Source organism: Streptomyces sp. NPDC059008 (assembly GCF_042749045.1).
In the GTDB taxonomy this organism is placed as follows: domain Bacteria; phylum Actinomycetota; class Actinomycetes; order Streptomycetales; family Streptomycetaceae; genus Streptomyces.
The window spans coordinates 1-26,657 of record NZ_JBHYJC010000068.1 but is presented as its reverse complement, the minus strand read 5'-3'; the positions used below and the strand labels follow the sequence as shown (position 1 = coordinate 26,657).

Sequence of the window (26,657 nt, the reverse complement as noted above, 5' to 3'; positions counted from 1 at the left end):
CTACCTGGTGTTGGTGGCCTCGTTTATGTTTATAACCTCCTGACGCGGGGGGGGCCCGTCGGTATGCCCCGGGGTCCCGGCCCTTTGTGCTGCCGGATTCGCGGGGTGCGGTCGACTGGTCGGTTGTGGGCGCATATCGCACCTGTGGTCCGATTTTCCCTTCCTCATCCTTTTCGGGAAGCGGGGTGGATGCGGGGAGGGGGCGGGCGGGGGGTGAAATGCGCGCATAAACGCGCATAAAGGCGTGCGCAACGGCGAATGTGGAGGCGGGTCGGGAGAGGGAAAGGGAAATGCCCCGACGTGGTGTACGCCGGGGCATTTGTTCGGTGAGGGGGCTGGTTACACCTTGCGGAGGTGGAAGGTGAGGGCCAGTGCCTCGTCCGTGAAGGCCGGGCCGAAGGAGTCGTCAGGCTCGCCGGGGGCGAAGTCCGTGGCGAGGACCTCGTCGGAGATCAGGCCGGTGTGGTCGCTCAGCGCCGTGGTGACCTCGTCGTCCGTGGACTGCCAGCGCAGCGCGATCCGGTCGGCGACGTCGAGGCCGCTGTTCTTGCGGGCCTCCTGGATGAGGCGGATGGCGTCGCGGGCCAGGCCCGCGCGGCGCAGCTCCGGGGTGATCTCCAGGTCGAGGGCGACCGTGGCGCCCGCGTCGGAGGCCACCGACCAGCCCTCGCGCGGGGTCTCGGTGATGATCACCTCGTCGGGGGCGAGCGAGACGGTCTCGCCGTCGACCTCGACGCTCGCCGTGCCCTCGCGCAGCGCGAGCGAGAGGGCGGCTGCGTCCGCGGCGGCGACGGCCTTGGCGACCGCCTGGACGCCCTTGCCGAACCGCTTGCCCAGCGCACGGAAGTTGGCCTTCGCGGTGGTGTCGACGAGCGAGCCGCCCACCTCCGAAAGGGAGGCCAGCGAGCTGACGTTCAGCTCCTCGGCGATCTGCGCGCGCAGGTCCTCGGGCAGGCCCGCGAAGCCGTGCGCCGCGACCAGCGCGCGGGACAGCGGCTGACGGGTCTTGACGCCCGACTCGGCGCGGGTGGCGCGGCCCAGCTCGACCAGGCGGCGGACCAGCAGCATCTGGGCGGACAGGGTCGGGTCGATGGCTGCCTTGTCGGCGACCGGCCAGCCGGCGAGGTGGACGGAGTCGGGGGCGTCCGGGGTGACCGGGACGACCAGGTCCTGCCAGACCCGCTCGGTGATGAACGGGGTGAGCGGCGCCATGAGGCGGGTGACGGTCTCGATGACCTCGTGGAGCGTGCGCAGCGCGGCCGCGTCGCCCTGCCAGAAGCGGCGGCGGGAGCGGCGCACGTACCAGTTGGAGAGGTCGTCGACGAAGGAGGAGAGGAGCTTGCCGGCGCGCTGGGTGTCGAAGGACTCCAGGGCGTCGGTGACCTGCTCGACCAGGGTGTTCAGCTCGCCCAGCAGCCAGCGGTCCAGCAGCGGCCGGTCGGCGGGGGCCGGGTCGGCGGCGGACGGCGCCCACTGGGAGGTACGGGCGTACAGCGCCTGGAAGGCGACGGTGTTCCAGTACGTCAGCAGCGTCTTGCGGACGACTTCCTGGATGGTGCTGTGGCCCACCCGGCGGGCGGACCACGGCGAGCCGCCGGCCGCCATGAACCAGCGGACCGCGTCGGCGCCGTGCTGGTCCATCAGCGGGATCGGCTGGAGGATGTTGCCCAGGTGCTTGGACATCTTCCGGCCGTCCTCGGCGAGGATGTGGCCCAGGCAGACGACGTTCTCGTACGACGACTTGTCGAAGACCAGGGTGCCGACGGCCATCAGGGTGTAGAACCAGCCGCGGGTCTGGTCGATGGCCTCCGAGATGAACTGCGCCGGGTAGCGCTTCTCGAACAGCTCCTTGTTGCGGTACGGGTAGCCCCACTGCGCGAACGGCATCGAGCCCGAGTCGTACCAGGCGTCGATGACCTCCGGGACGCGGGTGGCGGTGCCCTGGCAGGTCGGGCAGGCGAAGGTGACCTCGTCGATGAACGGGCGGTGCGGGTCCAGGCCCGACTGGTCGGTGCCGGTCAGCTCGGTCAGCTCGGCCAGCGAGCCGACGCAGGTGAGGTGGTCCTCCTCGCAGCGCCAGATGGGCAGCGGGGTGCCCCAGTAGCGGTTGCGGGACAGCGCCCAGTCGATGTTGTTGTTGAGCCAGTCGCCGAAGCGGCCGTGCTTGACCGAGTCCGGGAACCAGTTGGTGTTCTCGTTCTCGCGGAGCAGGGCGTCCTTGACCGCGGTCGTGCGGATGTACCAGGACGGCTGGGCGTAGTAGAGCAGCGCGGTGTGGCAGCGCCAGCAGTGCGGGTAGCTGTGCTCGTAGGCGATGTGCTTGAAGAGCAGGCCGCGGGCGGCGAGGTCCTCGACCAGGGCCTCGTCGGCCTTCTTGAAGAACTGGCCGCCGATCAGGGCGAGTCCGTCCTCGAAGGTGCCGTCGGGGCGGACCGGGTTGACCACCGGCAGGCCGTACGCCCGGCAGGTCTTGAGGTCGTCCTCACCGAAGGCGGGGGCCTGGTGGACCAGGCCCGTACCGTCGTCGGTGGTCACGTACTCGGCGTTGACGACGAAGTTGGCGCCCTCCAGCTCGACCAGGGAGAACGGGCGCTCGTAGGACCAGCGCTCCATCTCGCGGCCCGTGAAGGACCGGCCGGTGGCCTCCCAGCCCTCGCCGAGGGCCTTCTCCAGCAGCGGCTCGGCGACGACCAGCTTCTCGGTGCCGTCGGTGGCCACGACGTACGTGACGTCCGGGTGCGCGGCGGCGGCCGTGTTGGAGACCAGGGTCCAGGGCGTCGTCGTCCAGATGAGGAGGGACGCCTCGCCGGCGAGGGGGCCGGAGGTCAGCGGGAGGCGGACGTAGACCGAGGGGTCGACGACGGTCTCGTAGCCCTGTGCCAGCTCGTGGTCCGACAGGCCCGTGCCGCACCGCGGGCACCAGGGGGCGACGCGGTGGTCCTGGACCAGCAGGCCCTTGTTGAAGATCTCCTTCAGCGACCACCACACCGACTCGATGTAGTCGGGGTCCATCGTGCGGTACGGGGCGTCGAGGTCGGTCCAGTACCCCATACGGGTCGTGAGCTCGGCGAAGGCGTCGGTGTGGCGGGTCACCGACTCGCGGCACTTGGCGTTGAACTCGGCGATGCCGTACGCCTCGATGTCCTTCTTGCCGTTGAAGCCCAGCTCCTTCTCCACGGCCAGCTCGACCGGGAGGCCGTGGCAGTCCCAGCCGGCCTTGCGGTCGACGTGGTAGCCCTGCATCGTGCGGAACCGGGGGAAGACGTCCTTGAAGACGCGCGCCTCGATGTGGTGCGCGCCGGGCATGCCGTTGGCCGTCGGGGGGCCCTCGTAGAAGACCCACTCGGGCCGGCCCTCGGACTGCTGGAGGGTACGGGCGAAGACCTTCTGCTCCTGCCAGAACTCGAGCACGGCGTGCTCGAGGGCGGGAAGGTCTACCTGGGCGGGTACCTGGCGGTACTGGGGCTGCTCACTCATCGGGGGCTTCCTCCGGCGGACACCTGCTGCGTTCTCCGTCCGGAGGGACGAGAGCCTGGGCTCCCGCGGTACCACCCTCCTTGGCGGTGCTCGCCGCACCGCCCCCTCATTGGGGTCGCGCTGCCGGTTCTACTCGCCCTGGGGGCCACGAGGCCCGTGGGCGGAGCCCACTGTCCAAAGCTTTCTTCCGGCGACTCCGGGCTGATCTTCACGTCGTGCACGCCCCCGGGCTTCCACCGTCCCCGGGTCGCTGCCGGCTGCGTACGACGCTACTCGTCCCATCAATGCCTCTCGCTCCGCCCAGTGTACGGGGCCGCGCCGACAGCGGCCGACCGAATTAGGGCGGCCGGGGGCGGGGAGGGCGGCCGGGGCGCCGTACGGGGACGCCCGCGCCCTCGCCGTGACCCGAATGGCCAGCGGCCGGGTGCCGGACCGCCGGGCGGGTTACCCGGCGGGCAGCGGGGCACAACCGAGGCAGACCGGGCTTCCGGGCCGGGTGGCAGGACCCGTCGGGCGGTGCGCCCCGTTGCCGCGTGCCGTGCGGCGATTTATCGTTCCCGTCACGATTCGCGAACAAAGTCACATATGTGAAGGGGTCGCGGCCATGGTGGCGAAGAAGACCGCCGCGCAGAAGAGCACGACGCCCGCCGACGAGGCCGTCGCGCAGCAGCCTGCACCGAAGACCCACGCTCCGAAGAAGGCCGCCGCGAAGAAGGCCGCCGCCAAGAAGACGGCGGCCGGCACGACCGCGCCCGACGAGACCGCGCCCGACGAGACCGCGGCCGCGCAGCCCGCGGCCAAGAAGACCGCCGCCAAGAAGACGGCGAAGAAGACCGCGACGAAGGCTCCGGCCAAGAAGGCCGCGGTGGCCGCTAAGAAGACGGGAGCCAAGACGGTGGTGGCGAAGAAGACGGCGGCCGCGACGGCCAAGACCCACGCCGATGACGCCCCGGTGCCCACGGCCCGGATGGCCGCACCGGACGAGCTCGCCGTACGGCCCGGTGAGGACCCCTGGACACCCGCCGAGGTCGCCGAGGCGCGCACCGAGCTGATGGAAGAGGTGGGGCGGCTGCGGGCGGAGATCACCGCGGCCGAGGACGCCATCGCCGGCCTGATGCGCGACTCCGGCGACGGCGCCGGCGACGACGAGGCCGACACCGGCACCAAGAACATCACCCGCGAGCACGAGCTGGCCCTGGCCTCCAACGCCCGCGAGATGCTCCACCAGACCGAGCGGGCCCTCGGCCGGCTCGACACCGGCACCTACGGGCTGTGCGAGAACTGCGGCAACCCCATCGGCAAGGCGCGGATGCAGGCCTTCCCCCGGGCGACGCTGTGTGTGGAGTGCAAGCAGAAGCAGGAGCGCCGCTGAGGCGCGGGATACCCGGGTGGGGTGTCGCGGGCGGCACCCGTACCGCCCGCCCCCGCACGTGTGTGCCGTACTCTCGTGATTCAAGCCAGGCACGGTCTGGCCGCGGACACGACGGGCTGAGGGACTCACACGTGGCAGAGGCGGAGCGCATCACCGGTACGCCGGAACCCGAGCCGGGTTCCGGAACGGATCCCACCGCGGGATCCGAAGGGGGAGGACCGGCGGAGCCGGAGCAGGGCGCCGGCCGCGGCAAGCGGCGGATCGTCGCGCTGCTGCTGATCGCGTTCTTCGTCTACCTGCTCGACCTGGGCAGCAAGGTCCTGGTCGTCGCGAAGCTGGAGCATCACGAGCCCATCCAGGTCATCGGGACGCTGCTGCAGTTCAGCGTGATCCGCAACCGCGGCGCCGCGTTCAGCATCGGCGAGGCGCTGACGATCTTCCTCACGATCATCGCGGCGACCGTGATCGTGGTGATCGCCCGGATCGCCCGCAAGCTCTACAGCCTGCCCTGGGCCGTCGCGCTCGGGCTGCTGCTCGGCGGCGCCTTCGGCAACCTCACCGACCGGATCTTCCGCTCGCCGGGCATCTTCGAGGGCGCGGTGGTCGACTTCATCGCCCCGGCGCACTTCGCGGTCTTCAACCTCGCCGACTCCGCGATCGTCTGCGGCGGCATCCTGATCGTGATCCTCTCCTTCCGGGGGCTGGACCCGGACGGCACGGTGCACAAGGACTGACGGCGCCGGCCTCCACCAAACCGAAAACCACCCACGGCTCCTGCCCCGGCCGGCCCCGATGCCGGGGTGCCGCGACTGCCATACTCCTTAAGGTGAGCACCATTCCCGAGATCCGCACCCTGCCCGTACCGGACGGCCTGGAGGGCGAGCGCGTGGACGCCGCGCTGGCCCGGATGTTCGGCTTCTCCCGTACGAAGGCGGCCGAACTCGCCGCCGCCGGAAAGGTCCGGGTCGACGGATCCGAGGTGATGAAGTCCGAGCGGGTGCGCGGCGGCGCCTGGCTGGAAGTCGAGATGCCGCAGGCCGCGCCGCCCGTGGAGATCGTCGCCGAGCCCGTCGAGGGCATGGAGATCGTGCATGACGACGACGACATCGTCGTGATCGTCAAGCCGGTCGGCGTGGCCGCGCACCCGAGCCCCGGCTGGAGCGGGACGACGGTCATCGGCGGACTCGCCGCCGCCGGCTACCGCATCTCCACCTCCGGCGCCGCCGAGCGCCAGGGCATCGTGCACCGCCTCGACGTCGGCACGTCCGGGCTGATGGTCGTGGCCAAGTCCGAGCGCGCCTACACGCTCCTCAAGCAGCAGTTCCGCGAGCGTACGGTGGACAAGCGCTACCACGCCCTGGTCCAGGGGCACCCGGACCCGATGAGCGGCACCATCGACGCCCCCATCGGCCGGCATCCGCAGCACGACTACAAGTGGGCGGTCACCGCCGAGGGCAAGGCGTCGGTCACGCACTACGACCTCATCGAGGCGTTCCGCGCGGCCAGCCTGCTCGACATCAAGCTGGAGACCGGGCGCACCCACCAGATCCGGGTGCACATGTCCGCGCACCGCCACCCGTGCGTCGGCGACCTGACGTACGGCGCGGACCCCACCCTCGCCAAGCGGCTGGGCGTCGGCCGGCAGTGGCTGCACGCGGTCCGCCTCGGCTTCGAGCACCCCGCCGACGGCGCCTGGGTGGAGTTCGAGAGCGCCTACCCGGACGATCTGCAGCACGCCCTCGACACCGTGCGCGACGAGAGCAGCTGACACGGCGCGTCCGGCGCGCTGGGGTGCCGACGCGGCGGATCCATAGGCGTCTGGCACGCTTGGGGCGGAATGTGAGCGAATCCGACCCTTCCGGAGCGTCGTCACCGTGGACCAGCTGGCTCTGATCTCCCTCCTGTTGCTCGGAGCCGTGGTGATGGTCCCGGTCGGCGACCGGCTGGGACTGCCGTCACCGGTGCTGATGACGCTCGCCGGGGCCGTACTGGCGCTGCTGCCGTTCGTGCCCAATGTCGAGGTGCCGCCCGAGTTCATCCTGCCGGTGGTGCTGCCGCCGCTGCTCTACGCGGCCGTGCAGCGCACCTCCTGGCGGCAGTTCACCGCCAATCTCCGCCCGATCTTCCTGCTGGCCGTGCTGCTGGTCTTCGCCACCACGGCCGCGGTCGCCGCGGTCGCGCAGGCGGTGGTGCCCGGGATGCCGCTGGCCGCCGCGGTGGTGCTCGGCGCGCTGGTCGCCCCGCCCGACCCGGTCGCCGCGACCGCCGTCGCCGGCAAGCTGGGGCTGCCCCGCCGGATGGTCTCGATCCTGGAGGGCGAGGGGCTGTTCAACGACGTCACCGCGATCGTGCTCTACCACGTCGCGCTCGCCGCGGTGGTCAGCGGAAGCTTCTCGGTGCCCGGCGCGCTCGGCGCGCTGGTGCTGTCCGCGGTCGTCGCCATGGCCGTCGGCCTGCTGCTCGGCTGGGTCACCAACAAGCTGATGGGGCTGCTCGGCGACCCGACGCTGCAGATCGGGCTGACGCTGCTGGTGCCGTTCACGGCGTACATCCTGGCCGAGGAGCTGAAGGGCTCCGGTGTGCTCGCGGTGCTGACCACCGGGCTGTTCCTGGCCGAGTACGCGGTCGACGCCGACGACGTGCTGGGCCGGCTCGCCGGATACACCTTCTGGGAGGTCGTCGACACCCTCGTCACCGGCGTCGCCTTCGGGCTGATCGGCCTGGAGCTGCACAACATCTTCTGGGCCGCGTCGGGCCGTTGGGACCAGCTGTTCGCCGCCGGCGCCGCCGTGGTCGCGGTGGTCGTCGGCGTCCGTCTGCTGTGGCTGCTGCCCGCCGCCTGGCTGGCCAAGCGGATGCACCGGCGCCGCGACTACGACGAGGACATCCCGATGAGCTGGCGGGAGACGGTCATCCTGTGGTGGTCGGGGATGCGCGGGGTGGCCTCGGTGGCGCTGGCGCTGGCCCTGCCCTACGAGATCGACGGCGTCGCCTTCCCGTACCGCGCCGAGATCCTCTTCATCGCCTTCGCGGTGGTGCTCTCCACCCTGCTCGTCCAGGGCCTCACCCTGCCCTGGCTGGTGCGCACTCTGCGGGTGCGGGCCAGCTCCGACGCCGCCGACGCGCTGGAGCGCGAGCTGGCGATCCGGATGATCAAGGCGTCCAAGCGCCGGCTGAAGGAGATCCTGGAGGTCGAGGAGCTGCCCGAGGAGGTCAGGGACCAGCTGGCGCGCCGGGCCTATGACATCGGCGCCCGGATCGCGCCGGACATCGTCGACGACGAGCGGCGCGAGCTCTTCGAAAAGCGCCTCACCCGGATGAAGAAGGTGCAGCGCATCCAGGGCGAGATGCTCTCGGCGGCCCGGCACGAGGTGCTGGCGGCGCGCAGCGAGCCGGGTGCCGACCCGGAGGTGGTGGACCGGGTGCTGCGGCAGCTGGACATGCGGAGCCTGCGGGCCGCGCCGTGACGCGGGTGCGGGGTCTCAGCGCAGCGGCGGCTCCCCGGCCCGGCCCGTCGGCGCCGGCCCGGTGCTGATCCGCGGCAGCGCGTAGGCGTGCTCGGTGCGCAGCCACTCGATCATCCGCTCGCGGACCTCGCAGCGCACCGTCCAGAGGGTGTCCGCGTCCCGGGCGGTGACCAGGGCCCGCACCACGATCGTGGACGCGGTGGTGTCAGTGACCACCAGGCTCCAGGACCGGCCGTCCCAGTCCGGGCACTCCTGGAGGATCTCGTGCAGCCGCTGGCGCATCTTCTCCACCGGCGCGCCGTGGTCGAGGTGGAACAGGACGGTCCCGGTCATCTGGGCGCCGCCGCGCGACCAGTTCTCGAACGGCTTGCCGGTGAAGTACGACACCGGCATGGTGATCCGCCGCTCGTCCCAGGTCCGTACGGTCAGGAACGTCAGGGTGATCTCCTCGACGGTGCCCCACTCGCCGTCCACCACGACCGTGTCCCCGATCCGCACCATGTCGCCGAAGGCGATCTGCAGCCCCGCGAAGAGGTTGCCGAGGGTCGACTGGGCGGCGATACCGGCGACGATGCCCAGCAGCCCGGCCGACGCCAGCATCGAGGTGCCGACCGCCCGCATCTCCGGGAACGTCAGCAGCATGGAGGCGGCCGCGACGACGATCACCACGGCCGTCACCACCCGGTGGATCAGCGTCACCTGGGTCCGCACCCGCCGCACCCGCGCGGCGTCCCGGGCGCCGGCCGCGTAGCGCGAGTAGGACGACTCGACTATCGCGGCCGCGACCCGTACGGCCAGCCAGGCGGTGGCTGCGATCAGCACCAGGGTCAGCGCCTGGCCGGTCCCCGCCCGGTGCTCCTCGACGACCCCGATCCCGCTCTCGTCGTACGAGCCGCGCAGCAGGGCCGCGCACAGCACCACCTGCAGTGGTATCCGGCAGCGGCGCAGCAGCCCCCACAGCGGGGTCTCCGGGTGGGCGGCGTCGACCCGGCGCAGCGCGCGGTCGGTGAGCCAGCCCAGGACGAGGGTGATGACGAGCGAGCCGCCGGCCACGGCGACGGGACGCAGCACGTCCTCCAGCGACACGGTGATCCTCCTTGGTTCGGATGCGCTTGAGTGTGCTGCTACCCGGTCCCCGCCGCCGTCAATGGCACGATGGGGCCACAACGATCCGACCCAGGGAAGTGATGCAGTGCCGGCCTCCACCGAGCCCGCGACCAGCGGGCCCTTGACGATTGCCCTGTTCCATTCGGTGTGCGGGCTGCGCCCGGCGGTGCAGGCCGCCGCGGACCGGCTGCGCGCCGCGGGACACGAGGTCGTCGTCCCCGATCTCTTCGACGGCCGGACCGCCGAATCGGTGCCGGACGGCATCCTGATCAAGGAGGAGATCGGCAAGGAGGAGCTGCTCAAGCGCGCCATCACGGCCGTCGCCCCGTACTCCGACCGCGGTCTGGTCTACGCCGGGTTCTCCTTCGGCGGCTCGGTCGCCCAGACCCTCGCGCTGGGCGACGAGAAGACCCGCGGGCTGTTGCTGCTGCACGGCACCTCCGACATCGCCGAGGGCGCCGTGGCCGACGATCTGCCGGTGCAGCTGCATGTCGCCGACCCGGACCCCTACGAGCCGCACGACTGGCTGAACGCCTGGTACCTGCAGATGCGCCGGGCCGGCGCGGACGTGGAGGTCTTCCGCTACGCCGGCGCCGGCCACCTGTTCACCGACCCCGGTCTGCCGGACTACGACGCCGAGGCGGCCGAGAGCACCTGGAAGGTGGCTCTGGGCTTCCTGGACAGCCTGTGAGCGGCTGTCCGTAGCGGCGCGGCGGGGCGGGACCGGGGTGCTTGCGGGGACCCTAGGCGACCGGCCCGTCGGCCCGCTCGATCTGCTGGCTGCCCGTCCGCGTGCGGTACGAGCGCAGATGCGTGCTGGTGGCGTGCGGGTCGGTCTTGTCGGAGATGCCGAAGTAGTCCATCTGTGTGCGCTCGGCGCTGACGTCCAGGACCCCGTAGCCGTGCGAGTCCATGTCCAGCCACTTCACATGCCGGTTGGCGGCCCTGATGGCGGCGACGCCGGCCAGCGAGACGGTGTGCGGGGCGACGTGCAGGAAGTCGTCGACGTTGTCGGAGGTGACGGAGGTGACCACGAACTCCGTCGCCACCGGCCGGGTGGCGGGGTAGGTCGCCGCCTTCAGCGGCACCTCGTTGGCCCAGGCCATGTGGATGTCGCCGGTCAGGAACACGGTGTTGTCGATACCGCGGTCGCTGAGGTGGCCCAGCAGCTCGTGCCGGTCGTCGGTGTAGCCGTCCCACTGGTCGGTGTTGGCCGCCAGGCCCTCCTTGGGGATGCCGAGGATCTCGGCGAGCGGGCCGAGCAGATGGGCCGGTATGGAGCCGAAGGCGACCTGCGAGACCATGACCGAGGTGCCGACCAGCCGCCAGGCGGTGTCCGAGCGCGTAAGGCCGGCCTTGAGCCAGTCCAGTTGGGCCCGCCCGGTGATCGTCCGGCTCGGGTCGTCGACCGCGCCGCTGCCCGGCGTGGCCTGCTCGTCGCGGAACGAGCGCAGGTCCAGCAGGTGCAGGTCGGCGAGGGTGCCGAAGCGCAGCCGGCGGTAGGTGGTGCCGGCCGTCGAGGGGCGCACCGGCATCCACTCGAAGTACGCCTGCTTCGCGGCGGACATCCGCGCCGACCAGGAGCCCTCGGTGTCCGGCGAGTGGTTCACCGCGCCGCCCCGCCAGGCGTTGTCGGCGAACTCGTGGTCGTCCCAGATGGCGATGACCGGGTGGGTGGCGTGCATGGCCAGCGCGTCCGGGTCGGTCTTGTGGGCGCCGTGCCGGATGCGGTAGTCGGCGAGCGTGAGCAGCTCGTGCGCGGGGGAGTGCGGGCGGACGACGTACTTGAAGTCCGGGTACTCGCCGGACTTGTACTCGTAGAGGTAGTCGCCGAGGTGCAGCACCGCGTCCAGCTCGGTGCGGGCCGCCAGATGCCGGTACGGGGAGAAGTAGCCGGACTCCCAGTTGGCGCAGGAGACCACGCCGAAGCGGACGTTGCCGGCGGAGGCGTCGTGCGCGGGGGCGGTGCGGGTGCGGCCGACGGGGGAGTGCTGCCCGTCGACGGTGAAGCGGTAGTAGTAGTGGGTGGCCGGGCGCAGACCGCGGACGTCCGCCTTGACGGTGTGGTCGGTGGCCGCCGAGGTCTTCACCGAGCCCCGTGCGACGACGGTGGCGAAGTCCTTGTCGGCGGCCACCTGCCAGCTCACGTCGGTGGCCGGTCCGCGGCCGGAGCCCGGGGTGGCCGACGGCGTCGGGGTCACCCGGGTCCACAGCAGCACGCCGTCCGGGAGCGGATCGCCGGAGGCGACGCCGTGCTGGAAGAACCGGGCCTGGTCCAGGGCCTGCTGGGCGGACGCGGGGGCGGCGCCGGCGAACGGCAGAAGGGCGGCGGTGGCGGCTACGGCCGTAACGGCAGTGCGGCGCGAGATCTGGTCATGATCGGTCACGGCCGATCACCTTACTGGCCAGTAATCGACAACGGGAGGGCGATGACCGGGAATACCGAGAATTCGCCCACCCGTTGTCCGTAAGCCGCTCAACGAGTGCCCGAGGGGTCCTTTTCGCCCTCGCGAATGCCCTTTCCGCCGTCCTTGCCGCCGCCCGCCCCCTTCGCCGGGCCGAACTCCTTGTCGATCATCTTCTCGAAGTTGGCCCGGGCGAGCTGGTTGTACTGCGCCTGCGTCATCTGGCGCTGCGGGATCTGGTCCATCACCAGCTTCTTGTCGCCGTGCATGAAGGTCGGTGTGCCCTTGACCCCCTTGCGGCCGAACAGCGCGGTCATGTCCATCGCCCAGCGGTCGTAGGTGCCCTTCTCGACCGCCTCCTTGAACGCCTTGTTGTTCTTCAGCTCCGGCACCTCGCCGGCGGCCTTGAACAGCTCGGAGTCCTTGGCGTAGAGGTCCTCGCGCTCGTCGGGGTGGTACTTGGTCGAGTACAGCGCCGTCTTGAACTTCAAGAAGGCCTCGGGGCCGACGTCCAGGGCGGCGCCCAGCGCGCTCAGCGCGTTCTTCGAGCCCTCGCCGCCCGCGTTGTCGTCGATGAAGGTGTACATCGTGAAGCGGACCCGGTACCGGCCGTCCTCGATGTCCTTGAGCAGGGCCGGGCCGCTGCTCTGCTCGAAGGACGCGCACGCCGGGCAGCGGACGTCCTCGAAGACCTCCAGGGTCTCCTTGGCCTTCGGGTCGCCGATCAGGATCTCGGTGTGGTTCCTGCCCTCGGTGTACTTCGGCGCGACGGGCTTGTTCTCCTTGGCGGCCTCCCAGCCGGTCGGCTCGTTGGCCTTCACCACGGCGAAGCCGATACCGCCGGCCACGGCCAGGATGCCGACGACCGCGCCCGCCACGACGAGTTGGCGGCGCAGCCGCTCCTGCTTCTTCTGGCGCTCGCGCTCGGCACGGATGCGTTCGCGGGCTGCCTGCTTGCCGGCCTGGCTGTTGCGGTTGCTCATGGGGGGTCCCCTCACGGGTGTTCGACGCTTACGGACTGGTCAGGCGGCGAACGGAAGGGGCGGGCCGCGGCGCCGTACGCAGTGCACGAGGAGGGGGAGCGGACGGGCCGGCGGCAGCGGGCGCAGCGGGCGGATCCGCCGGCGGGGCGGGGCACTCGCTGCGCCGGCCACCGCGGCGGCGGTCCGCAGCGGGCGGAAGGCGGCGGTCGCGGCCGCGCGCAGCAGGGCGTCCAGGGCGGCGTCGCCGCGGCGCAGCCAGCGGGCGGCCAGCAGGCCGACGGCGAGGTGGGCCGCGAGCAGCAGCCAGGGCGCGAACGCCGGTCCGGCCGGCGGCAGCGGGGCGGCCGGATGTGCCGCGAGGCGGGCCAGTGGGGTGCCCAACTCGCCGCCCGCGCACAGCAGATGGAGGCCGACCGTGCGCAGTGGTCCGGCCGGGGGGCCGCCGGCCGGTCCGTAACAGGTGTGCTGCCCGGTGGTGAAGACGGTGTCCGCGGCCAGCTCCAGCGGCACCAGCAGCGCCGCCACCGGCCGGTGTCCGCGCTCGCGGCCCGTCAGCGCATACGCGGCGGCGAAGACGCCGGCGCAGACCCAGGCGACCGTGACGGGCGGCAACGGGGTGCGGGAGAGCAGCACATGGGACGCCGCGGACAGCGTGACGCACAGCGCGGTGAACAGCGCCGCCCGCACCGCTCTGAGTTCACCGCCCGGCGCGCCCGCGGGCCGGCCGCCCGGGCGCACCGCCCTCGCCTGCATGGGCGGGAGTCTGCCATGTCCACGGCAGTGGCCCGGGTCAAGATTTGGCATCGGCCGGCGCGCTCACCGCGCGCCGGCCGAGGAGTCAGGGTCGCGACCCGGTCACTTCTTCAGGGCCTTGTCGACCATGGAGGTGAAGGCGGCGGCGGTCGACGGGGCCGCCTTGCCCTGCGGGGTGTCCGTGCCGATCACCGTGTCGTTGACCTTCACGGTCGGGGTGCTGCTGACGTCCTTGTGCGAGTTGAACTCGGCGGACACCTCCAGCGCCCAGCGGTCGTACGTGCCGGCCTTGACGGCCTTCTGGAAGGCGGCGTTGCCCTTGAGCGCGGGGACGGTGTCCGCGACCTTGATCAGGTAGCTGTCGTCGGCGAACTTGTCCGGACCGGTCTCCTCCGGGTGGAACTCCTTGGAGTACAGCGCGTACTTGTACTTCAAGAAGGCGTCCGGGCTGACGTTCAGGGCGGCGCCCAGCGCGGACAGCGCGTTCTTCGAGCCGGTGCCCTTGAGGTTGCCGTCGAGGAAGGTGCCCAGGTGGTAGGCCGCCTTGTACTTGCCGTCCTTGATGTCCTTGTCGACGGTCTCGCCGACGTTCTGCTCGAAGTTGGCGCAGCCCGGGCAGCGCGGGTCCTCGAAGAGGCTGAGGGTGTTCTTGGCGTCCGCCTTGCCGATGACGATCGTGGTGCCCTCGGCGCCGCTGGTGTGGGCGGGCTTGACGAGCTTGGCCTTCGCCGCCTTCGTCCACACCGTGCTGTCGCCCGCGGTCTTCTCCGCCGCGGAGTCGCCGCCGCCCGAGTTGGCGACCGCCACGCCGATACCGCCGGCGATCGCCAGCACGCCGACGATCGCACCGCCGACGGTCAGCTGCCGGCGGACCCGCTCCTTCTTGGCCTGCCGCTCGCGCTCGGCGCGCAGCCGCTCACGGGCTGCCTGCTTGTTGGCCTGGCTGTTGCGGTTGCTCATGACTGTTCCTGCTCCGTGGAATCCGTGGGTGGTGTGCGTGCCGTCGGAGGCGTACGCACGCGAGGTACGGGCGTACGCGTGCTGCGCGGGCCGGGTACGAGGACCGGGCGGTCACGCAGCGAGCGCGCAGGGCGGCCCACGGCGCACGACGCAGTGCACCAGCAGGGGGGCGCTCCGGGCCGGGCGGCCGGCCCGGACGGGCACGGGCGCGGGGCGGCGCGGGGCGGCCGCGGCGCCGATGACCGCGACGGCGATCAGCAGCGGGCGGAAGGCGAAGCCGGCCACCGCGCCCAGCACCTGGGCCAGCGCCGCCTCGCCGCGGCGCAGCCAGCCGGCCGCCAGCAGCCCTATCGCCAGGTGCGCGGCGAGCAGCAGCAGCCCGGTCGTGGCGGGCGCCGCGCCGTCCTCGGACAGCCGTGTCAGGGGGCCGCCGACCTGGCCGCCGCAGAGCAGATCCACGCCCAGCGAGCGCAGCGGGCCGGCCACCGGGCCGCCCGCCCCGCCGTAGCAGGTGTGCTGGCCGATGCTGAAGACCAGGTCGGCGGCGAGCTCCAGGGGGACCAGCAGGGCCGCGATCCGTCCGTAGCCGCGCTCCCGGCCGGCCAGCGCGTAGGCGAGCGCGAAGACGGCGGCGGAGAGCGCGGCGACGGTGGTCAGCGGCAGCGGCATGCGCGACAGCAGCACATGGGACGCCGCGGACAGCGTCACGCACAGCGCCGTGAAGAGCGCCGCGCGCAGTGCCCGCAGGTGTGCCGCCGAGATGTCCATTGCTGCCGAGTGTGCCATGGGCCGGGATAAGTGGCGCCTAAGGGTGATCAAAGTCGCACACACCGGAAAAACCGGGGCGTACGGGACTCATGGGTCCGGCTCCTCGGGCGCCCGGTTCCTACAGGCCGGGGATCCGGCCGTTGCGGAAGAGGTCGACGAAGATCTGGTGGTCGGCGCGGGCCCGGGCTCCGTAGGAGTGCGCGAAGTCCACCAGCAGCCCCGCGAAGCCGTCCTCGTCGGCCGCGATGGCCGCGTCGATGGCCCGCTCGGTCGAGAACGGCACCAGGGAGTGGCCGCTCTCGTCGTCCGCCGCGGCGTGCATCGTGGCCGTCGCCCGGCCCAGGTCGGCGACGACCGCGGCGATCTCCTCCGGGTCGTCGATGTCCGACCAGTCCAGATCGACCGCGTACGGCGAGATCTCGGCGACCAGCTGGCCCGCGCCGTCCAGCTCGGTCCAGCCCAGCCACGGGTCGGCGTGGTCCTGCAGGGCCCGCTGCGAGATGACCGTGCGGTGGCCCTCGTGCTGGAAGTAGGAGCGGACCGCGGGGTCGGTGACGTGCCGGGAGACGGCCGGGGTCTGCGCCTGCTTCATGTAGATCACCACATCGTTCTCCAGGGCGTCGCTGTTGCCCTCGAGCAGGATGTTGTACGACGGCAGGCCGGCCGAGCCGATGCCGATGCCGCGCCGGCCCACCACGTCCTTGACCCGGTAGGAGTCCGGACGGGCCAGACTCGCCTCCGGCAGCGTCTCCAGATAGCCGTCGAAGGCGGCGAGGACCTTGTAGCGGGTCGCCGCGTCCAGCTCGACGCTGCCGCCGCCCCCCGCGAAGCGCCGTTCGAAGTCGCGGATCTCGGTCATCGAGTCCAGCAGCCCGAACCGGGTCAGCGCGCGGGCGTCGCGCAGCGCGTCCAGCAGCGGGCCGTCGGCGGTGTCCAGCGTGAAGGGCGGCACCTCGTCCGTCTTCGCCCCGGAGGCCAGGGCGTGGATGCGCTCGCGGTAGGCGGCGGCGTAGGTGCGCACCAGGTCGGTGATCTGCTCGTCGCTGAGCGCCTTGGCGTAGCCGATCAGCGCGACCGAGGCGGCGAACCGCTTGAGGTCCCAGGTGAAGGGCCCGACGTAGGCCTCGTCGAAGTCGTTGACGTTGAAGATCAGCCGGCCGGTGGCGTCCATGTAGGTGCCGAAGTTCTCGGCGTGCAGATCGCCGTGGATCCACACCCGGCCGGTCCGCTCGTCCAGATAGGGGCCGCTGTCCCTGTCGCCGTCCTGGGCGGCCTGCGCCTCCAGGTCCCGGTAGAACAGGCACGCCGTGCCACGGTAGAAGGCGAACGCGGAGGCGGCCATCTTCCGGAATTTCACGCGGAAGGCCGCGGGGTCGGCGGCGAGGAGCTCTCCGAAGGCGGTGTCGAAGACGGCGAGGATCTCCTCGCCGCGCTGCGCGGCGTCCTGTGCCGGGGCGTGCTGGGACGGCATCGCTGGGTGCCTCCTGAGGTGCGGAAAGTGGTACGGGTGACATGGCGGACCCGCGTCACGGAGGGTGGCGCGGATCTGTCACGGACAACGGGCGGGAAGGTGTTCGAGTGCCCGCCGACAACGGGTGAGGGTACGCCTGGGGCGCCCGCGATTGTCAGTGGGGAGTCGTAGACTTCGAGACCGTCGAATCCTCCCTCAGCTGACGCCGGGAGGTGCCCCCGTCCTCAACCGTTTCCCGGAGGTCCTCCGCCGTGGCAGCCCCGTCCAGGCCCCCGTTCACGCACCTGCACGTCCACACCCAGTACTCGCTGCTGGACGGCGCGGCCCGGCTGTCGGACATGTTCAAGGCGGCCAACGAGATGGGCATGACGCACATCGCGATGTCCGACCACGGCAACCTCCACGGCGCGTACGACTTCTTCCACTCGGCGCAGAAGGCCGGAGTGACGCCGATCATCGGCATCGAGGCGTATGTCGCCCCCGAGTCGCGGCGCAACAAGCGCAAGATCCAGTGGGGCCAGCCGCACCAGAAGCGCGACGACGTCTCGGGTTCGGGTGGCTACACCCACAAGACGATCTGGGCGGCGAACAAGACCGGTCTGCACAACCTCTTCCGGCTCTCCTCGGACGCGTATGCGGAGGGCTGGCTGCAGAAGTGGCCGCGGATGGACAAGGAGACCATCGCCCAGTGGTCCGAGGGTCTGATCGCCTCCACCGGCTGCCCGTCGGGAGAGCTGCAGACCCGGCTGCGGCTGGGGCAGTACGACGAGGCGCGCAAGGCCGCGGGCGAGTACCAGGACATCTTCGGCAAGGACCGGTACTTCCTCGAGCTGATGGACCACGGCATCGAGATCGAGCGCCGGGTCCGCGACGACCTGTTGAAGATCGGCAAGGAGCTCGGCATCCCGCCGCTGGTCACCAACGACTCGCACTACACCTACGCCCATGAGTCCACGGCGCACGACGCGCTGCTGTGCATCCAGACCGGCAAGAACCTCTCCGACCCGGACCGCTTCCGCTTCGACGGCACGGGCTACTACCTGAAGTCCACGGAGGAGATGTACGCCATCGACTCCTCGGACGCCTGGCAGGAGGGCTGCGCCAACACCCGCCTGGTCGCCGAGCAGGTCGACGTCACCGGGATGTTCGAAAAGCGCGACCTGATGCCGAAGTTCGACATCCCCGAGGGCTACACGGAGGTCACCTGGTTCCAGGAGGAGGTCCGGGTCGGCATGAAGCGCCGCTTCCCGGGCGGCGTCCCCGAGGACCGCCAGAAGCAGGCCGAGTACGAGATGGACGTCATCATCCAGATGGGGTTCCCCGGCTACTTCCTCGTGGTCGCCGACTTCATCATGTGGGCCAAGAACAACGGCATCGCCGTCGGCCCCGGACGAGGCTCCGCGGCCGGCTCGATCGTCGCGTACGCCATGGGCATCACCGACCTCGACCCCATCGAGCACGGGCTGATCTTCGAGCGGTTCCTCAACCCCGAGCGTGTCTCCATGCCCGATGTCGACATCGACTTCGACGAGCGCAGGCGCGTCGAGGTGATCAGGTACGTGACGGAGAAGTACGGCGCCGACAAGGTCGCCATGATCGGCACGTACGGAAAGATCAAGGCGAAGAACGCCATCAAGGACTCCGCCCGCGTGCTCGGATACCCGTACGCGATGGGCGACCGCCTCACCAAGGCCATGCCCGCCGACGTCCTGGGCAAGGGCATCGATCTCGACGGCATCACCAACCCCAAGCACCCGCGCTACAGCGAGGCGGGCGAGATCCGGGGGATGTACGAGAACGAGCCGGACGTGAAGAAGGTCATCGACACCGCGAAGGGTGTGGAGGGCCTGGTCCGGCAGATGGGTGTGCACGCGGCCGGCGTGATCATGTCCAGCGAGCCGATCGTCGACCACGCCCCGATCTGGGTGCGGCACACCGACGGCGTGACGATCACGCAGTGGGACTACCCCCAGTGCGAGTCGCTCGGCCTGCTCAAGATGGACTTCCTGGGCCTGCGCAACCTGACCATCATGGACGACGCCGTCAAGATGGTGAAGGCGAACAAGGGCGTCGACCTGGAGCTGCTCTCCGTCCCGCTGGACGACCCCAAGACCTACGAGATGCTCTGCCGCGGTGACACGCTCGGCGTCTTCCAGTTCGACGGCGGCCCGATGCGTTCGCTGCTGCGCCTGATGAAGCCCGACAACTTCGAGGACATCTCCGCCGTCTCGGCCCTGTACCGCCCGGGCCCGATGGGCATGGACTCGCACACCAACTACGCGCTGCGCAAGAACGGCCTCCAGGAGATCACCCCGATCCACAAGGAGCTGGAGGAGCCCCTCAAGGAGGTCCTCGGCCTCACCTACGGCCTGATCGTCTACCAGGAGCAGGTGCAGAAGGCCGCCCAGATCATCGCCGGGTACTCCCTCGGCGAGGCCGACATCCTCCGCCGCGTCATGGGCAAGAAGAAGCCCGAGGAGCTGGCGAAGAACTTCGTGCTCTTCCAGGAGGGCGCGAAGAAGAAGGGCTTCTCCGACGAGGCGATCCAGGCCCTGTGGGACGTCCTGGTCCCGTTCGCCGGCTACGCCTTCAACAAGGCGCACTCCTCCGCGTACGGCCTGGTCACGTACTGGACCGCCTACCTCAAGGCCAACTACCCCGCCGAGTACATGTCCGCGCTGCTGACCTCCGTGCGCGACGACAAGGACAAGTCGGCGGTCTATCTGAACGAGTGCCGGCGCATGGGCATCAAGGTGCTGCCGCCGAACGTCAACGAGTCCGAGGCGAACTTCGCCGCCCAGGGCGACGACGTGATCCTCTTCGGCCTCACCGCGGTCCGCAACGTCGGCCAGAACGTCGTCGACTCGATCATCCGCTGCCGCAAGGCCAAGGGGAAGTACGCCTCCTTCCCCGACTACCTCGACAAGGTCGACGCGGTGGTCTGCAACAAGCGCACCACCGAATCGCTGATCAAGGCCGGCGCGTTCGACGAGATGGGCCACACCCGCAAGGGCCTGACGGCGCACTACGAATCGATGATCGACAACGTGGTCCAGGTCAAGCGCAAGGAGGCCGAGGGGCAGTTCGACCTCTTCGGCGGCATGGGCGACGACAGCGCGGACGACGGCCCCGGCTTCGGCCTGGACGTGGAGTTCTCGGACGTGGAGTGGGACAAGACCTACCTCCTCGCCCAGGAGCGCGAGATGCTCGGTCTCTACGTCTCCGACCACCCGCTCTTCGGGCTGGAGCACGTGCTGTCCGACAAGGCCGACGCCGCCATCGCCCAGCTCACCGGCGGCGACTACTCCGACGGCTCCATCGTCACCATCGGCGGCATCATCTCCGGCCTGCAGCGCAAGATGACCAAGCAGGGCAACGCCTGGGCGATCGCCACCGTCGAGGACCTGGCCGGCTCCATCGACTGCATGTTCTTCCCCGCGACCTACCAGCTGGTGTCCACCCAACTCGTCGAGGACACCGTGGTGTTCGTCAAGGGACGGCTCGACAAGCGCGAGGACATCCCGCGGCTGGTCGCCATGGAGATGATGGTCCCCGACCTGTCGGAGGCCGGCACCAACGCCCCCGTGACGATCACCATCCCGACGGTCAAGGTGACCCCGCCGATGGTCGAGAAGCTCGGCGAGGTGCTCAGCAGCCACCGCGGCTCCACGGAGGTGCGGATCAAGCTGCAGGGGGCGCGCAAGACCACGGTGCTGCGACTGGACCGGCACCGCGTCACGCCGGACCCGTCGCTCTTCGGTGACCTCAAGGTGCTGCTCGGTCCGTCCTGCCTGGCGGGCTGACCCCGCGGCGGGCCGCCGGTCCGCGTTGCCCCGAGGGGCGCGTCCGCAGTGGACGCGCCCCTCAACTCATCTGCGGCATAGGTCAGTTGTGGCCGAAGCGCCGCTCGCGGTTCTTGCGGGCCAGGTCTCCGGGCGTGGCCGAGGTGGACTTCGACTGGGCCTCCATGGCCGTGTGCTGGGCTTGCTGCTGGCCGCGCTCGGCCGCGGATGCCGACTTCTGCTGCTGACCGCGGTTCTGCTTCTTGTCCTTGGCCATGACCATTGCCTCCTGAGGGGGAATCTGGGATCGGGGCCGGGACCAGACTTACATGCCGGACAGAAGCCTGCATTTCGGGCAATTACCCTGTGTAAGAGGCGCGATCACGCGCTGTACCCAAGATCCCCGCCGAATCCGCCACGCCGATGATCGAGTTCGGGCTGATAACCCCCGTACGGTCGGGCAGACTCGAAGGAAAGCCGAAGGAAGACTCGTGCCACGTGCCGAGCCGGGGGGCGACCGGACTTTCAGCACCTCAGGGAAGAGGGTGGAACGTGGATCGCTGCGTCGTGCTGGTGGACGCCGGGTATTTGCTCGGCGCCGCCGCGAGTCTGCTCGCCGGAGAGCCCGTCCGTTCCCGGATCACCGTCGATCACGCCGCCCTCATCCAGGGCCTGCGCCAGCGCGCCGAGGCGGACACCGAGCGCCCGCTGCTGCGGATCTACTGGTTCGACGGCGCCCCCGACCGGGTCCCGCAACCCGAGCACCGCAGACTGCGCGTGATGTCCCGGGTCACCGTCCGGCTGGGCGCCCTGACCCGCAGCGACGGCCGCTGGGCGCAGAAGGGCGTGGACGCCGCCATGCACGCCGAGCTGACCGAGCTGGCCCGCAACCGCGCCTGCTCCGACATCGTCCTGGTCACCGGCGACGGCGACCTGCTGCCCGGCCTGATGTCGGCGAAGGAGCACGGTGTCGCCGTCCACCTGTGGGCTGTCCAGGCCGCCGACGGCGACTACAACCAGTCCGAGGACCTGGTCGCCGAGGCCGATGAGCGGCGGGTGCTGGACCGCACCTGGATCACCCGCGCCGTGCGCGCCAAGGAACTCGGCGGGCCCTCCGGACCGCCGCCCGCCCCCCGCCCCGAGATCGCCGCGATCCTCTCCGCGCCGCTGCCCGAGTCCGCGGTCGCGGCCGCCGCGGCCGCCGCGTGCCCGGAGACCGCCGACCGCACGCATGAGCACAACGGGTCCAACGGGGCGGCCCGGCCCGCGCCCGGCACCGACGCCGCCCCGCAGGCCGACGACGAGCCGGACGCCGCCGCCGGGCGGGGCGGCGTCCCCACCCCCAAGGACCTGGCCGGGCTCGGCCGGGACCGCGCGGCCGGCCAGCAGTCCCCGCCCGCCGCCGGCGCCACCCTGCGCTGGTCGTCCGACAAGGGCTGGGTCGAGCGCGGCGGCCCGGTCGGCGAACCCTCCGAGACCGCCGGCCTGCCCACCCTCGCCCAGCTCACCAGCGCCGAGCAGCGCTGGGCCGACCGCGAGGAGGACATCACCGCCGTCAGCGGCGACCCCTTCGAGGTCGGCCAGGTCTTCGCCCGCCGCTGGACCGACCGGCTCTCCGACACGGCGCATCTGCAGCAGCTGTCGACGGAGTACCCGCGCATCCCGCACCGCATCGACGGCGAACTGCTGCGCTACGCCGCCCGGTTCGGGCTGCTCGCCCACAAGGACGACCAGATCGACGAGCACGACCGCTACGCCATCCGGGCCGGATTCTGGCGCGAGGTCGATCTGCGGACCGCCGCCGAGCACGCCCCGGCCGGTGACTGACGCCCCCCGCCCGCCGCTTCCCGGCTCGCCCCCGGAGCCCCGCGGGCCGGTGGCGGGCCGGGGCCGCGTACCCTCGTAGCTCGTGAGGACGGGCGCAAAACAGGCGGAGCGCGGCGGGCCGGTGTGCGCCGTGCGGGACCTGGTCAAGACGTACCCCGCGGTGCGTGGGCGCCGCGGGGCGGCACAGGCACCCGCCGTACGGGCCAACGACGGCATCACCCTGGACGTCCGCCGCGGCGAGATCTTCGGGCTGCTGGGCCCCAACGGCGCCGGCAAGTCCACCCTGGTCCGCCAGCTGACCGGACTGCTGCGCCCGGACTCCGGCAGCATCGCCGTACTGGGCCACGACCTGGTGCGCCACCCGGAGCGGGCCGCCCGACTGCTCGGCTACCTGGGGCAGGAGTCCACCGCCCTGGACGAGATGACGGTCGCCCTCGCCGTGGAGACCACCGGCCGGCTGCGCGGCCTCGGGGCGCGCGAGGCGCGCGCCGAGCGGGACGCGGTGACCGACGAGCTGGGCCTGGCGGACATCGCCGGCCGGGCGCTGAAGAAGCTCTCCGGCGGTCAGCGGCGACTGGCCTGCGTCGCCACCGCGCTGATCGGCGAGCGGCCGCTGCTGGTGCTGGACGAGCCGACCACCGGTATGGACCCGGTCGCGCGGCGCGCCGTATGGGCCGCGGTCGACCGGCGCCGGGCCGAGCGGGGCGTCACGGTGGTCCTGGTGACCCACAACGTCCTGGAGGCCGAGAGCGTGCTCGACCGGGTCGCGGTGATCGACCGGGGCCGGGTGATCGCCTGCGACACGCCCGGCGGACTGAAGGACATGGTCAGCGACGAGGTACGGCTGGAGCTGGTCTGGCGCGACCGCCCGCCGCTGGACGTCCCCGAGGTCGCCGCCCTCGAAGCCGGCGCCCGGGTCTCCGGCCGCCGCTGGACCCTCCGCCTCCCCGCCGACCGGGCCCGCTCCGCGGTGGCCGCGGTCACCGCGGGTCCCGCCTTCGCGGCCCTCGACGACTTCACCCTCGCCACGCCCAGCCTGGAGGACGTGTATCTGGCGCTGGGCGGGCGCGGCGAGGGGCTGGTCAAGGCGTGAGCGGGTGGCGTGAGACGCGGGGGCGCGGCGGACGTATCAAGTGCTGCGAAGGCAGCGAGGAAGGCCGGGTGGCAGCGTGAGTGTGGTTCCCGCGCAGGCGGTGGCCGGAGCGGTAGCGGGCGGTGCGGCGTGGTCCGAGGACGGGGCCGCCCCGCTGGCCCCGCGCGCCCGCCTGCTGCCCGCGCTCGGCGCCGTCTACCGCGCCCAGCTCTCCCGGGCCCGGGTCGCACGGATCCCGCTGCTGTTCGTCGCGACCTTCCAGTCCATCGGGATCATGGTCCTGCTGCGCGGGGTGGTCGACGACGGCGAGGCGGCGCGGTCGGTGGTCTCCGGCTCCAGCGTGCTGGTCGTCGCCTTCGTGGCGCTCAACCTGCTCGCCCAGTACTTCGGCCAGCTACGGGCCGGCGGCGGGCTCGACCACTACGCCACGCTGCCGGTCCCGCCGGCCGCCGTGGTGCTCGGCGCGGCCGCCGCCTATGCCTCCTTCACCGTCCCGGGGACGATCGTCACCGCCGTCACCGGCTGTGTGCTCTTCCAGCTGCCGATGGCCAACCTCTGGGTGCTGGCCGCCGTGCTCCCGCTCGCCGGAGCCGCGCTGGCCGGCCTCGGCGCGGCCCTCGGCCTGCTCGCCCCGCGCCCCGAACTCGCCACGCTCTGCGGCCAGTTGGGCATGTCGGCGGCGCTGCTGCTGGGTGTGCTGCCGGCCGAGCGGATGCCCGAGGTGATCGGCTGGGCCCGCGATCTGCTGCCCTCGACCTACGGAGTGGAGGCGCTGGCCCGCAGCTTCGACGCGCACCCCGACTGGGTGACGGTCGCCGCCGACCTGGGCGTCTGCGCGGCCGTCGGTGTGCTCTCGCTGGCCATCGCGACCTGGGCGTACCGCAGGGCGGCGAGCCGATGACCGGAGCCACCGCCCCGAACGGGCGTCCTGCTTCCGGGCCCACCGGCCCCACCTGGCACGATGACGGGGTGACCGCACCGCTGACGCCATCCGACAACCAACCGCCCGAAGAGCCGCAGTACCCCCGAGCCGCGCCCGCGGCCCCGGCCGGCCATGACGGCCCGGTCAACCCCGAGCTGCCGCGTGAGCTGCGCGAGGGCGCGGTGATCGCGATCCTGGTCGCGGTGAGCGGCGTGCTGCTCGGCGTGCTGTGGAATTGGCTCGCGCCGCACGTCCCGCTGATCGCGGACGCCCGCAACGTCTATCTGAAGAACACCGAGGGCGAGGAGGCGATCGGCGCGGACGGCACCTTCGTGCTGCTCTCGCTCGGCTTCGGTGTGCTCACCGCGGCCGTGGTCTTCCTCTTCCGCCGGCGCGGCGGCATCCCGCTGGTCGTGGCGCTGGTCCTGGGCGGGCTGCTGGGCGCTGCGGTGGGCTGGGTGACCGGCATGTGGCTGGGCCCCACCCCGGACGTGGTCGCGCACGCCAAGCAGGTCGGTCCCGGTGTGGCCTTCGAGGGCCCGCTGCGGCTGCAGTCCAAGGGCGCGCTGCTGGCCTGGCCGATCGCCGCCATGCTGACGCAGCTGGCGCTGACCGGGCTCTTCGGCCCCCGCGACCCGGAGCCGCCGGCGCCGGACTGGTCCGGGAGCCACGACTACCACGGGCCGCACGATCACCAGGGACCGGACGACCCGCAGGCACCGCACGACCGGCAGGCACCGCACGGCCACCACGGGCAGCAGCCGCCGACCGCGACCTGACCGGCGCGCGGCGGTACCGGCGGCGGCCGGGCCCACCGGCCGCCCCGTAGTCCTCAGCCGCGCGCGATCGGCGCCACCCGGGCCCCGGTCAGCGTCACCAGGTCCTCCGGCGCCAGCTCGACCTCCAGCCCCCGGCGCCCCGCCGAGACGCACACCGTCGGGCGGCCCTCGGCCGAGGCGTCCACGACCGTGCGCAGCCGCTTGCGCTGCCCCAGCGGCGAGATCCCGCCCAGCACGTAGCCCGTGCTGCGCTCGGCCGCGGCCGGATCGGCCATCGTGGCCCGTTTGCCGCCCACCGCGGCCGCCAGTGCCTTGAGGTCCAACGACCCCGACACCGGCACCACGGCGACCGTCAGGGTGCCGTCGACATCCGCCAGCAGCGTCTTGAACACCTGGTCGGCGGGGACGCCGAGGGCCTCGGCGGCCTCCTCGCCGTACGAGGGGGCGGCCGGATCGTGCTCGTAGGCGTGCACCGTGAACGGGACGCCGGACGCGGTGAGCGCCACCGTCGCGGGCGTCCCACCGGACTTCCTGGACTTCTTCGCCAACGTCTTCAGGCCTCGCGTCAGTTCGGGCTGGTCGGCTGCCTGGTCAGATCCACGGCCGGCAGCGACGGGAGCTTACCGAGCAGCGCCGACTCCTGGCGAAGGAGTTTCAGCTCCTGCCCCAGCCGGGTGGCGGTGTCGGGCGCCTCCAGCAGCAGCTGCTTGGCGGGGACGTCCAGCACGGCCGCCGCCGCGACGAGGTACGACAGCACGGACGGATCGGCCGGCAGGTCCTGCCCGCTCGACAGCGTCCGCTCGTTCGCCCAGGCCAGCCGCTTCTGATACGTCCGAAAGGCCCGTACGACCCCGGAGGCGAGCGCGCCCGCGCCCTCCCCCTGGCTCTCTTCCAGCTCCTCCAGCTCGCCGGTCAGATACGGCCCGGAGGCGTCCACCGACAGCAGCCGGAAGCGGGTGGTGCCGGTGGCCAGGACCTCGTAGCCGGTGTCGTCGGCGGAGGACTTCTCCCGGATGGTCGCCGCGTCCGCGACGCAGCCCACCGAGTGGAACGCCTGCAGCGGGTCGTCCCCGAAGCCCGCCGCGGGGCCACCCTCGGACGGCAGCGTGGCGTCCGGCATGCCCTGGGCGGTGGGCGCCACCTCCCGGCCGTCCCGGATCGCGATCACCGCGAAGCGGCGGTCGTCCTCGGGCACCGCGCTCAGATCGCGCATCATCGCCCGGTACCGCGCCTCGAAGACGTTCAGCGGGAGCACGAGTCCCGGGAACAGCACCGAGTTCAAGGGGAAGAGGGGGAGGCGCAGGGAGGTCACAGCCCGTAAGCCTAGACGCTGCGCTTGGCTTGCTTCCCATGTGGTGGGGGTGTGGGATTTCGGCTTTCCCGCCGTGGTGGTTTTTCGCCGTTGCGCCTGCGGCGGGCTGGGTGCCGCTGCGCGGGGCGTTTACGGCAGCGGGTGCGGCCCTCCGGACTCCGTCCTGCGGTCCGCCCCCT

The 26,657-nt window shown here is 71.7% G+C and carries 21 protein-coding genes; 10 read left to right on the top strand and 11 right to left on the bottom strand.

From position 1 onward, the window contains the following. Positions 1-339 precede the first annotated feature (339 nt). Positions 340-3,477: an isoleucine--tRNA ligase gene (ileS, locus tag ACFWZH_RS37140; RefSeq protein WP_384442106.1), complete on the bottom strand. Its 3,138-nt coding sequence runs from the start codon at positions 3,475-3,477 to the stop codon at positions 340-342. A 604-nt stretch (positions 3,478-4,081) separates the two neighbouring features. On the opposite strand from ileS, the gene ACFWZH_RS37135 reads away from it, so the two are divergent. The 4 genes from ACFWZH_RS37135 to ACFWZH_RS37120 all read left to right on the top strand — a co-directional run bounded on the left by ACFWZH_RS37135 (position 4,082) and on the right by ACFWZH_RS37120 (position 8,316). Further along, positions 4,082-4,849: a TraR/DksA family transcriptional regulator gene (locus tag ACFWZH_RS37135; protein WP_384442102.1), complete on the top strand. Its 768-nt coding sequence runs from the start codon at positions 4,082-4,084 to the stop codon at positions 4,847-4,849. Positions 4,850-4,980: 131 nt separating this feature from the next. Then, on the top strand, positions 4,981-5,583 hold the full coding sequence (lspA, locus tag ACFWZH_RS37130) for a signal peptidase II (RefSeq protein ID WP_384442099.1): 603 nt from the start codon (positions 4,981-4,983) through the stop codon (positions 5,581-5,583). A 92-nt stretch (positions 5,584-5,675) separates the two neighbouring features. After that, entirely contained in the window at positions 5,676-6,617 is a 942-nt protein-coding gene (locus ACFWZH_RS37125) for an RluA family pseudouridine synthase (protein ID WP_384442096.1), read from the top strand. Between the two features lie 106 nt (positions 6,618-6,723). Beyond that, on the top strand, positions 6,724-8,316 hold the full coding sequence (locus tag ACFWZH_RS37120) for a Na+/H+ antiporter (protein ID WP_384442093.1): 1,593 nt from the start codon (positions 6,724-6,726) through the stop codon (positions 8,314-8,316). Positions 8,317-8,331: 15 nt separating this feature from the next. Here ACFWZH_RS37120 and ACFWZH_RS37115 read toward each other — a convergent pair whose 3' ends face one another. After that, positions 8,332-9,396 carry a mechanosensitive ion channel family protein gene (locus ACFWZH_RS37115; protein ID WP_384442109.1) on the bottom strand — a complete coding sequence of 355 codons (1,065 nt, stop codon included), beginning with the start codon at positions 9,394-9,396 and terminating at the stop codon, positions 8,332-8,334. A 148-nt stretch (positions 9,397-9,544) separates the two neighbouring features. On the opposite strand from ACFWZH_RS37115, the gene ACFWZH_RS37110 reads away from it, so the two are divergent. Further along, the gene (locus ACFWZH_RS37110; RefSeq protein ID WP_384442090.1) at positions 9,545-10,114 is read left to right on the top strand and encodes a dienelactone hydrolase family protein; all 570 of its coding nucleotides are present in this window, start codon (positions 9,545-9,547) and stop codon (positions 10,112-10,114) included. Between the two features lie 52 nt (positions 10,115-10,166). Here ACFWZH_RS37110 and ACFWZH_RS37105 read toward each other — a convergent pair whose 3' ends face one another. From ACFWZH_RS37105 to ACFWZH_RS37080, 6 genes are all read right to left on the bottom strand, one after another. Beyond that, positions 10,167-11,810 carry an alkaline phosphatase D family protein gene (locus ACFWZH_RS37105; protein ID WP_384442087.1) on the bottom strand — a complete coding sequence of 548 codons (1,644 nt, stop codon included), beginning with the start codon at positions 11,808-11,810 and terminating at the stop codon, positions 10,167-10,169. Between the two features lie 89 nt (positions 11,811-11,899). Beyond that, positions 11,900-12,811 carry a thioredoxin domain-containing protein gene (locus tag ACFWZH_RS37100; RefSeq protein WP_384442084.1) on the bottom strand — a complete coding sequence of 304 codons (912 nt, stop codon included), beginning with the start codon at positions 12,809-12,811 and terminating at the stop codon, positions 11,900-11,902. A 39-nt stretch (positions 12,812-12,850) separates the two neighbouring features. Next, positions 12,851-13,564, bottom strand: a complete 714-nt coding sequence (locus tag ACFWZH_RS37095) for a hypothetical protein (protein ID WP_384442081.1) — start codon at positions 13,562-13,564, stop codon at positions 12,851-12,853. A gap of 102 nt (positions 13,565-13,666) precedes the next feature. Beyond that, a complete protein-coding gene (locus ACFWZH_RS37090) occupies positions 13,667-14,524 on the bottom strand; it encodes a thioredoxin domain-containing protein (RefSeq protein ID WP_384442078.1) in 858 nt (285 codons plus the stop codon). A 111-nt stretch (positions 14,525-14,635) separates the two neighbouring features. Further along, positions 14,636-15,292 (bottom strand): hypothetical protein, encoded by a 657-nt coding sequence (locus ACFWZH_RS37085; RefSeq protein WP_384442075.1) that lies wholly within the window; start codon positions 15,290-15,292, stop codon positions 14,636-14,638. A 118-nt stretch (positions 15,293-15,410) separates the two neighbouring features. Further along, positions 15,411-16,763 carry a DUF2252 domain-containing protein gene (locus ACFWZH_RS37080; RefSeq protein ID WP_384442072.1) on the bottom strand — a complete coding sequence of 451 codons (1,353 nt, stop codon included), beginning with the start codon at positions 16,761-16,763 and terminating at the stop codon, positions 15,411-15,413. 251 nt (positions 16,764-17,014) lie between these two features. Here ACFWZH_RS37080 and dnaE point away from each other — a divergent pair, with 251 nt between their 5' ends. Next, entirely contained in the window at positions 17,015-20,566 is a 3,552-nt protein-coding gene (gene dnaE, locus ACFWZH_RS37075; protein ID WP_384442069.1) for a DNA polymerase III subunit alpha, read from the top strand. An 82-nt stretch (positions 20,567-20,648) separates the two neighbouring features. Here the strand turns inward: dnaE and ACFWZH_RS37070 are convergent, their stop codons facing one another. Continuing rightward, on the bottom strand, positions 20,649-20,822 hold the full coding sequence (locus tag ACFWZH_RS37070; RefSeq protein WP_384442066.1) for a hypothetical protein: 174 nt from the start codon (positions 20,820-20,822) through the stop codon (positions 20,649-20,651). Between the two features lie 275 nt (positions 20,823-21,097). On the opposite strand from ACFWZH_RS37070, the gene ACFWZH_RS37065 reads away from it, so the two are divergent. From ACFWZH_RS37065 to ACFWZH_RS37050, 4 genes are all read left to right on the top strand, one after another. Next, a complete protein-coding gene (locus ACFWZH_RS37065) occupies positions 21,098-22,372 on the top strand; it encodes an NYN domain-containing protein (RefSeq protein WP_384442063.1) in 1,275 nt (424 codons plus the stop codon). Positions 22,373-22,454: 82 nt separating this feature from the next. Continuing rightward, positions 22,455-23,465 carry an ABC transporter ATP-binding protein gene (locus ACFWZH_RS37060; RefSeq protein ID WP_384442060.1) on the top strand — a complete coding sequence of 337 codons (1,011 nt, stop codon included), beginning with the start codon at positions 22,455-22,457 and terminating at the stop codon, positions 23,463-23,465. Positions 23,466-23,541: 76 nt separating this feature from the next. Continuing rightward, the gene (locus ACFWZH_RS37055; protein ID WP_384442058.1) at positions 23,542-24,366 is read left to right on the top strand and encodes an ABC transporter permease; all 825 of its coding nucleotides are present in this window, start codon (positions 23,542-23,544) and stop codon (positions 24,364-24,366) included. A 68-nt stretch (positions 24,367-24,434) separates the two neighbouring features. Then, on the top strand, positions 24,435-25,166 hold the full coding sequence (locus ACFWZH_RS37050) for an ABC transporter permease (RefSeq protein WP_384442055.1): 732 nt from the start codon (positions 24,435-24,437) through the stop codon (positions 25,164-25,166). Between the two features lie 53 nt (positions 25,167-25,219). Here ACFWZH_RS37050 and ybaK read toward each other — a convergent pair whose 3' ends face one another. Together ybaK and ACFWZH_RS37040 are read right to left on the bottom strand one after the other, a co-directional pair. Then, positions 25,220-25,714, bottom strand: a complete 495-nt coding sequence (ybaK, locus tag ACFWZH_RS37045; protein WP_384442052.1) for a Cys-tRNA(Pro) deacylase — start codon at positions 25,712-25,714, stop codon at positions 25,220-25,222. A gap of 17 nt (positions 25,715-25,731) precedes the next feature. Beyond that, positions 25,732-26,478 carry an LON peptidase substrate-binding domain-containing protein gene (locus tag ACFWZH_RS37040; protein ID WP_384442049.1) on the bottom strand — a complete coding sequence of 249 codons (747 nt, stop codon included), beginning with the start codon at positions 26,476-26,478 and terminating at the stop codon, positions 25,732-25,734. Between the last annotated feature and the right edge of the window lie 179 nt (positions 26,479-26,657).

Bases quoted from the DNA above. Each gene is read 5' to 3' on its own strand.
- ileS (WP_384442106.1), bottom strand. From the start codon at position 3,477: ATGAGTGAGCAGCCCCAGTACCGCCAGGTACCCGCCCAGGTAGACCTT.
- ACFWZH_RS37135 (WP_384442102.1), top strand. From the start codon at position 4,082: ATGGTGGCGAAGAAGACCGCCGCGCAGAAGAGCACGACGCCCGCCGAC.
- ACFWZH_RS37100 (WP_384442084.1), bottom strand. From the start codon at position 12,811: ATGAGCAACCGCAACAGCCAGGCCGGCAAGCAGGCAGCCCGCGAACGC.
- ACFWZH_RS37095 (WP_384442081.1), bottom strand. From the start codon at position 13,564: ATGCAGGCGAGGGCGGTGCGCCCGGGCGGCCGGCCCGCGGGCGCGCCG.
- ACFWZH_RS37090 (WP_384442078.1), bottom strand. From the start codon at position 14,524: ATGAGCAACCGCAACAGCCAGGCCAACAAGCAGGCAGCCCGTGAGCGG.
- ACFWZH_RS37085 (WP_384442075.1), bottom strand. From the start codon at position 15,292: ATGGACATCTCGGCGGCACACCTGCGGGCACTGCGCGCGGCGCTCTTC.
- ACFWZH_RS37080 (WP_384442072.1), bottom strand. From the start codon at position 16,763: ATGCCGTCCCAGCACGCCCCGGCACAGGACGCCGCGCAGCGCGGCGAG.
- ACFWZH_RS37070 (WP_384442066.1), bottom strand. From the start codon at position 20,822: ATGGCCAAGGACAAGAAGCAGAACCGCGGTCAGCAGCAGAAGTCGGCA.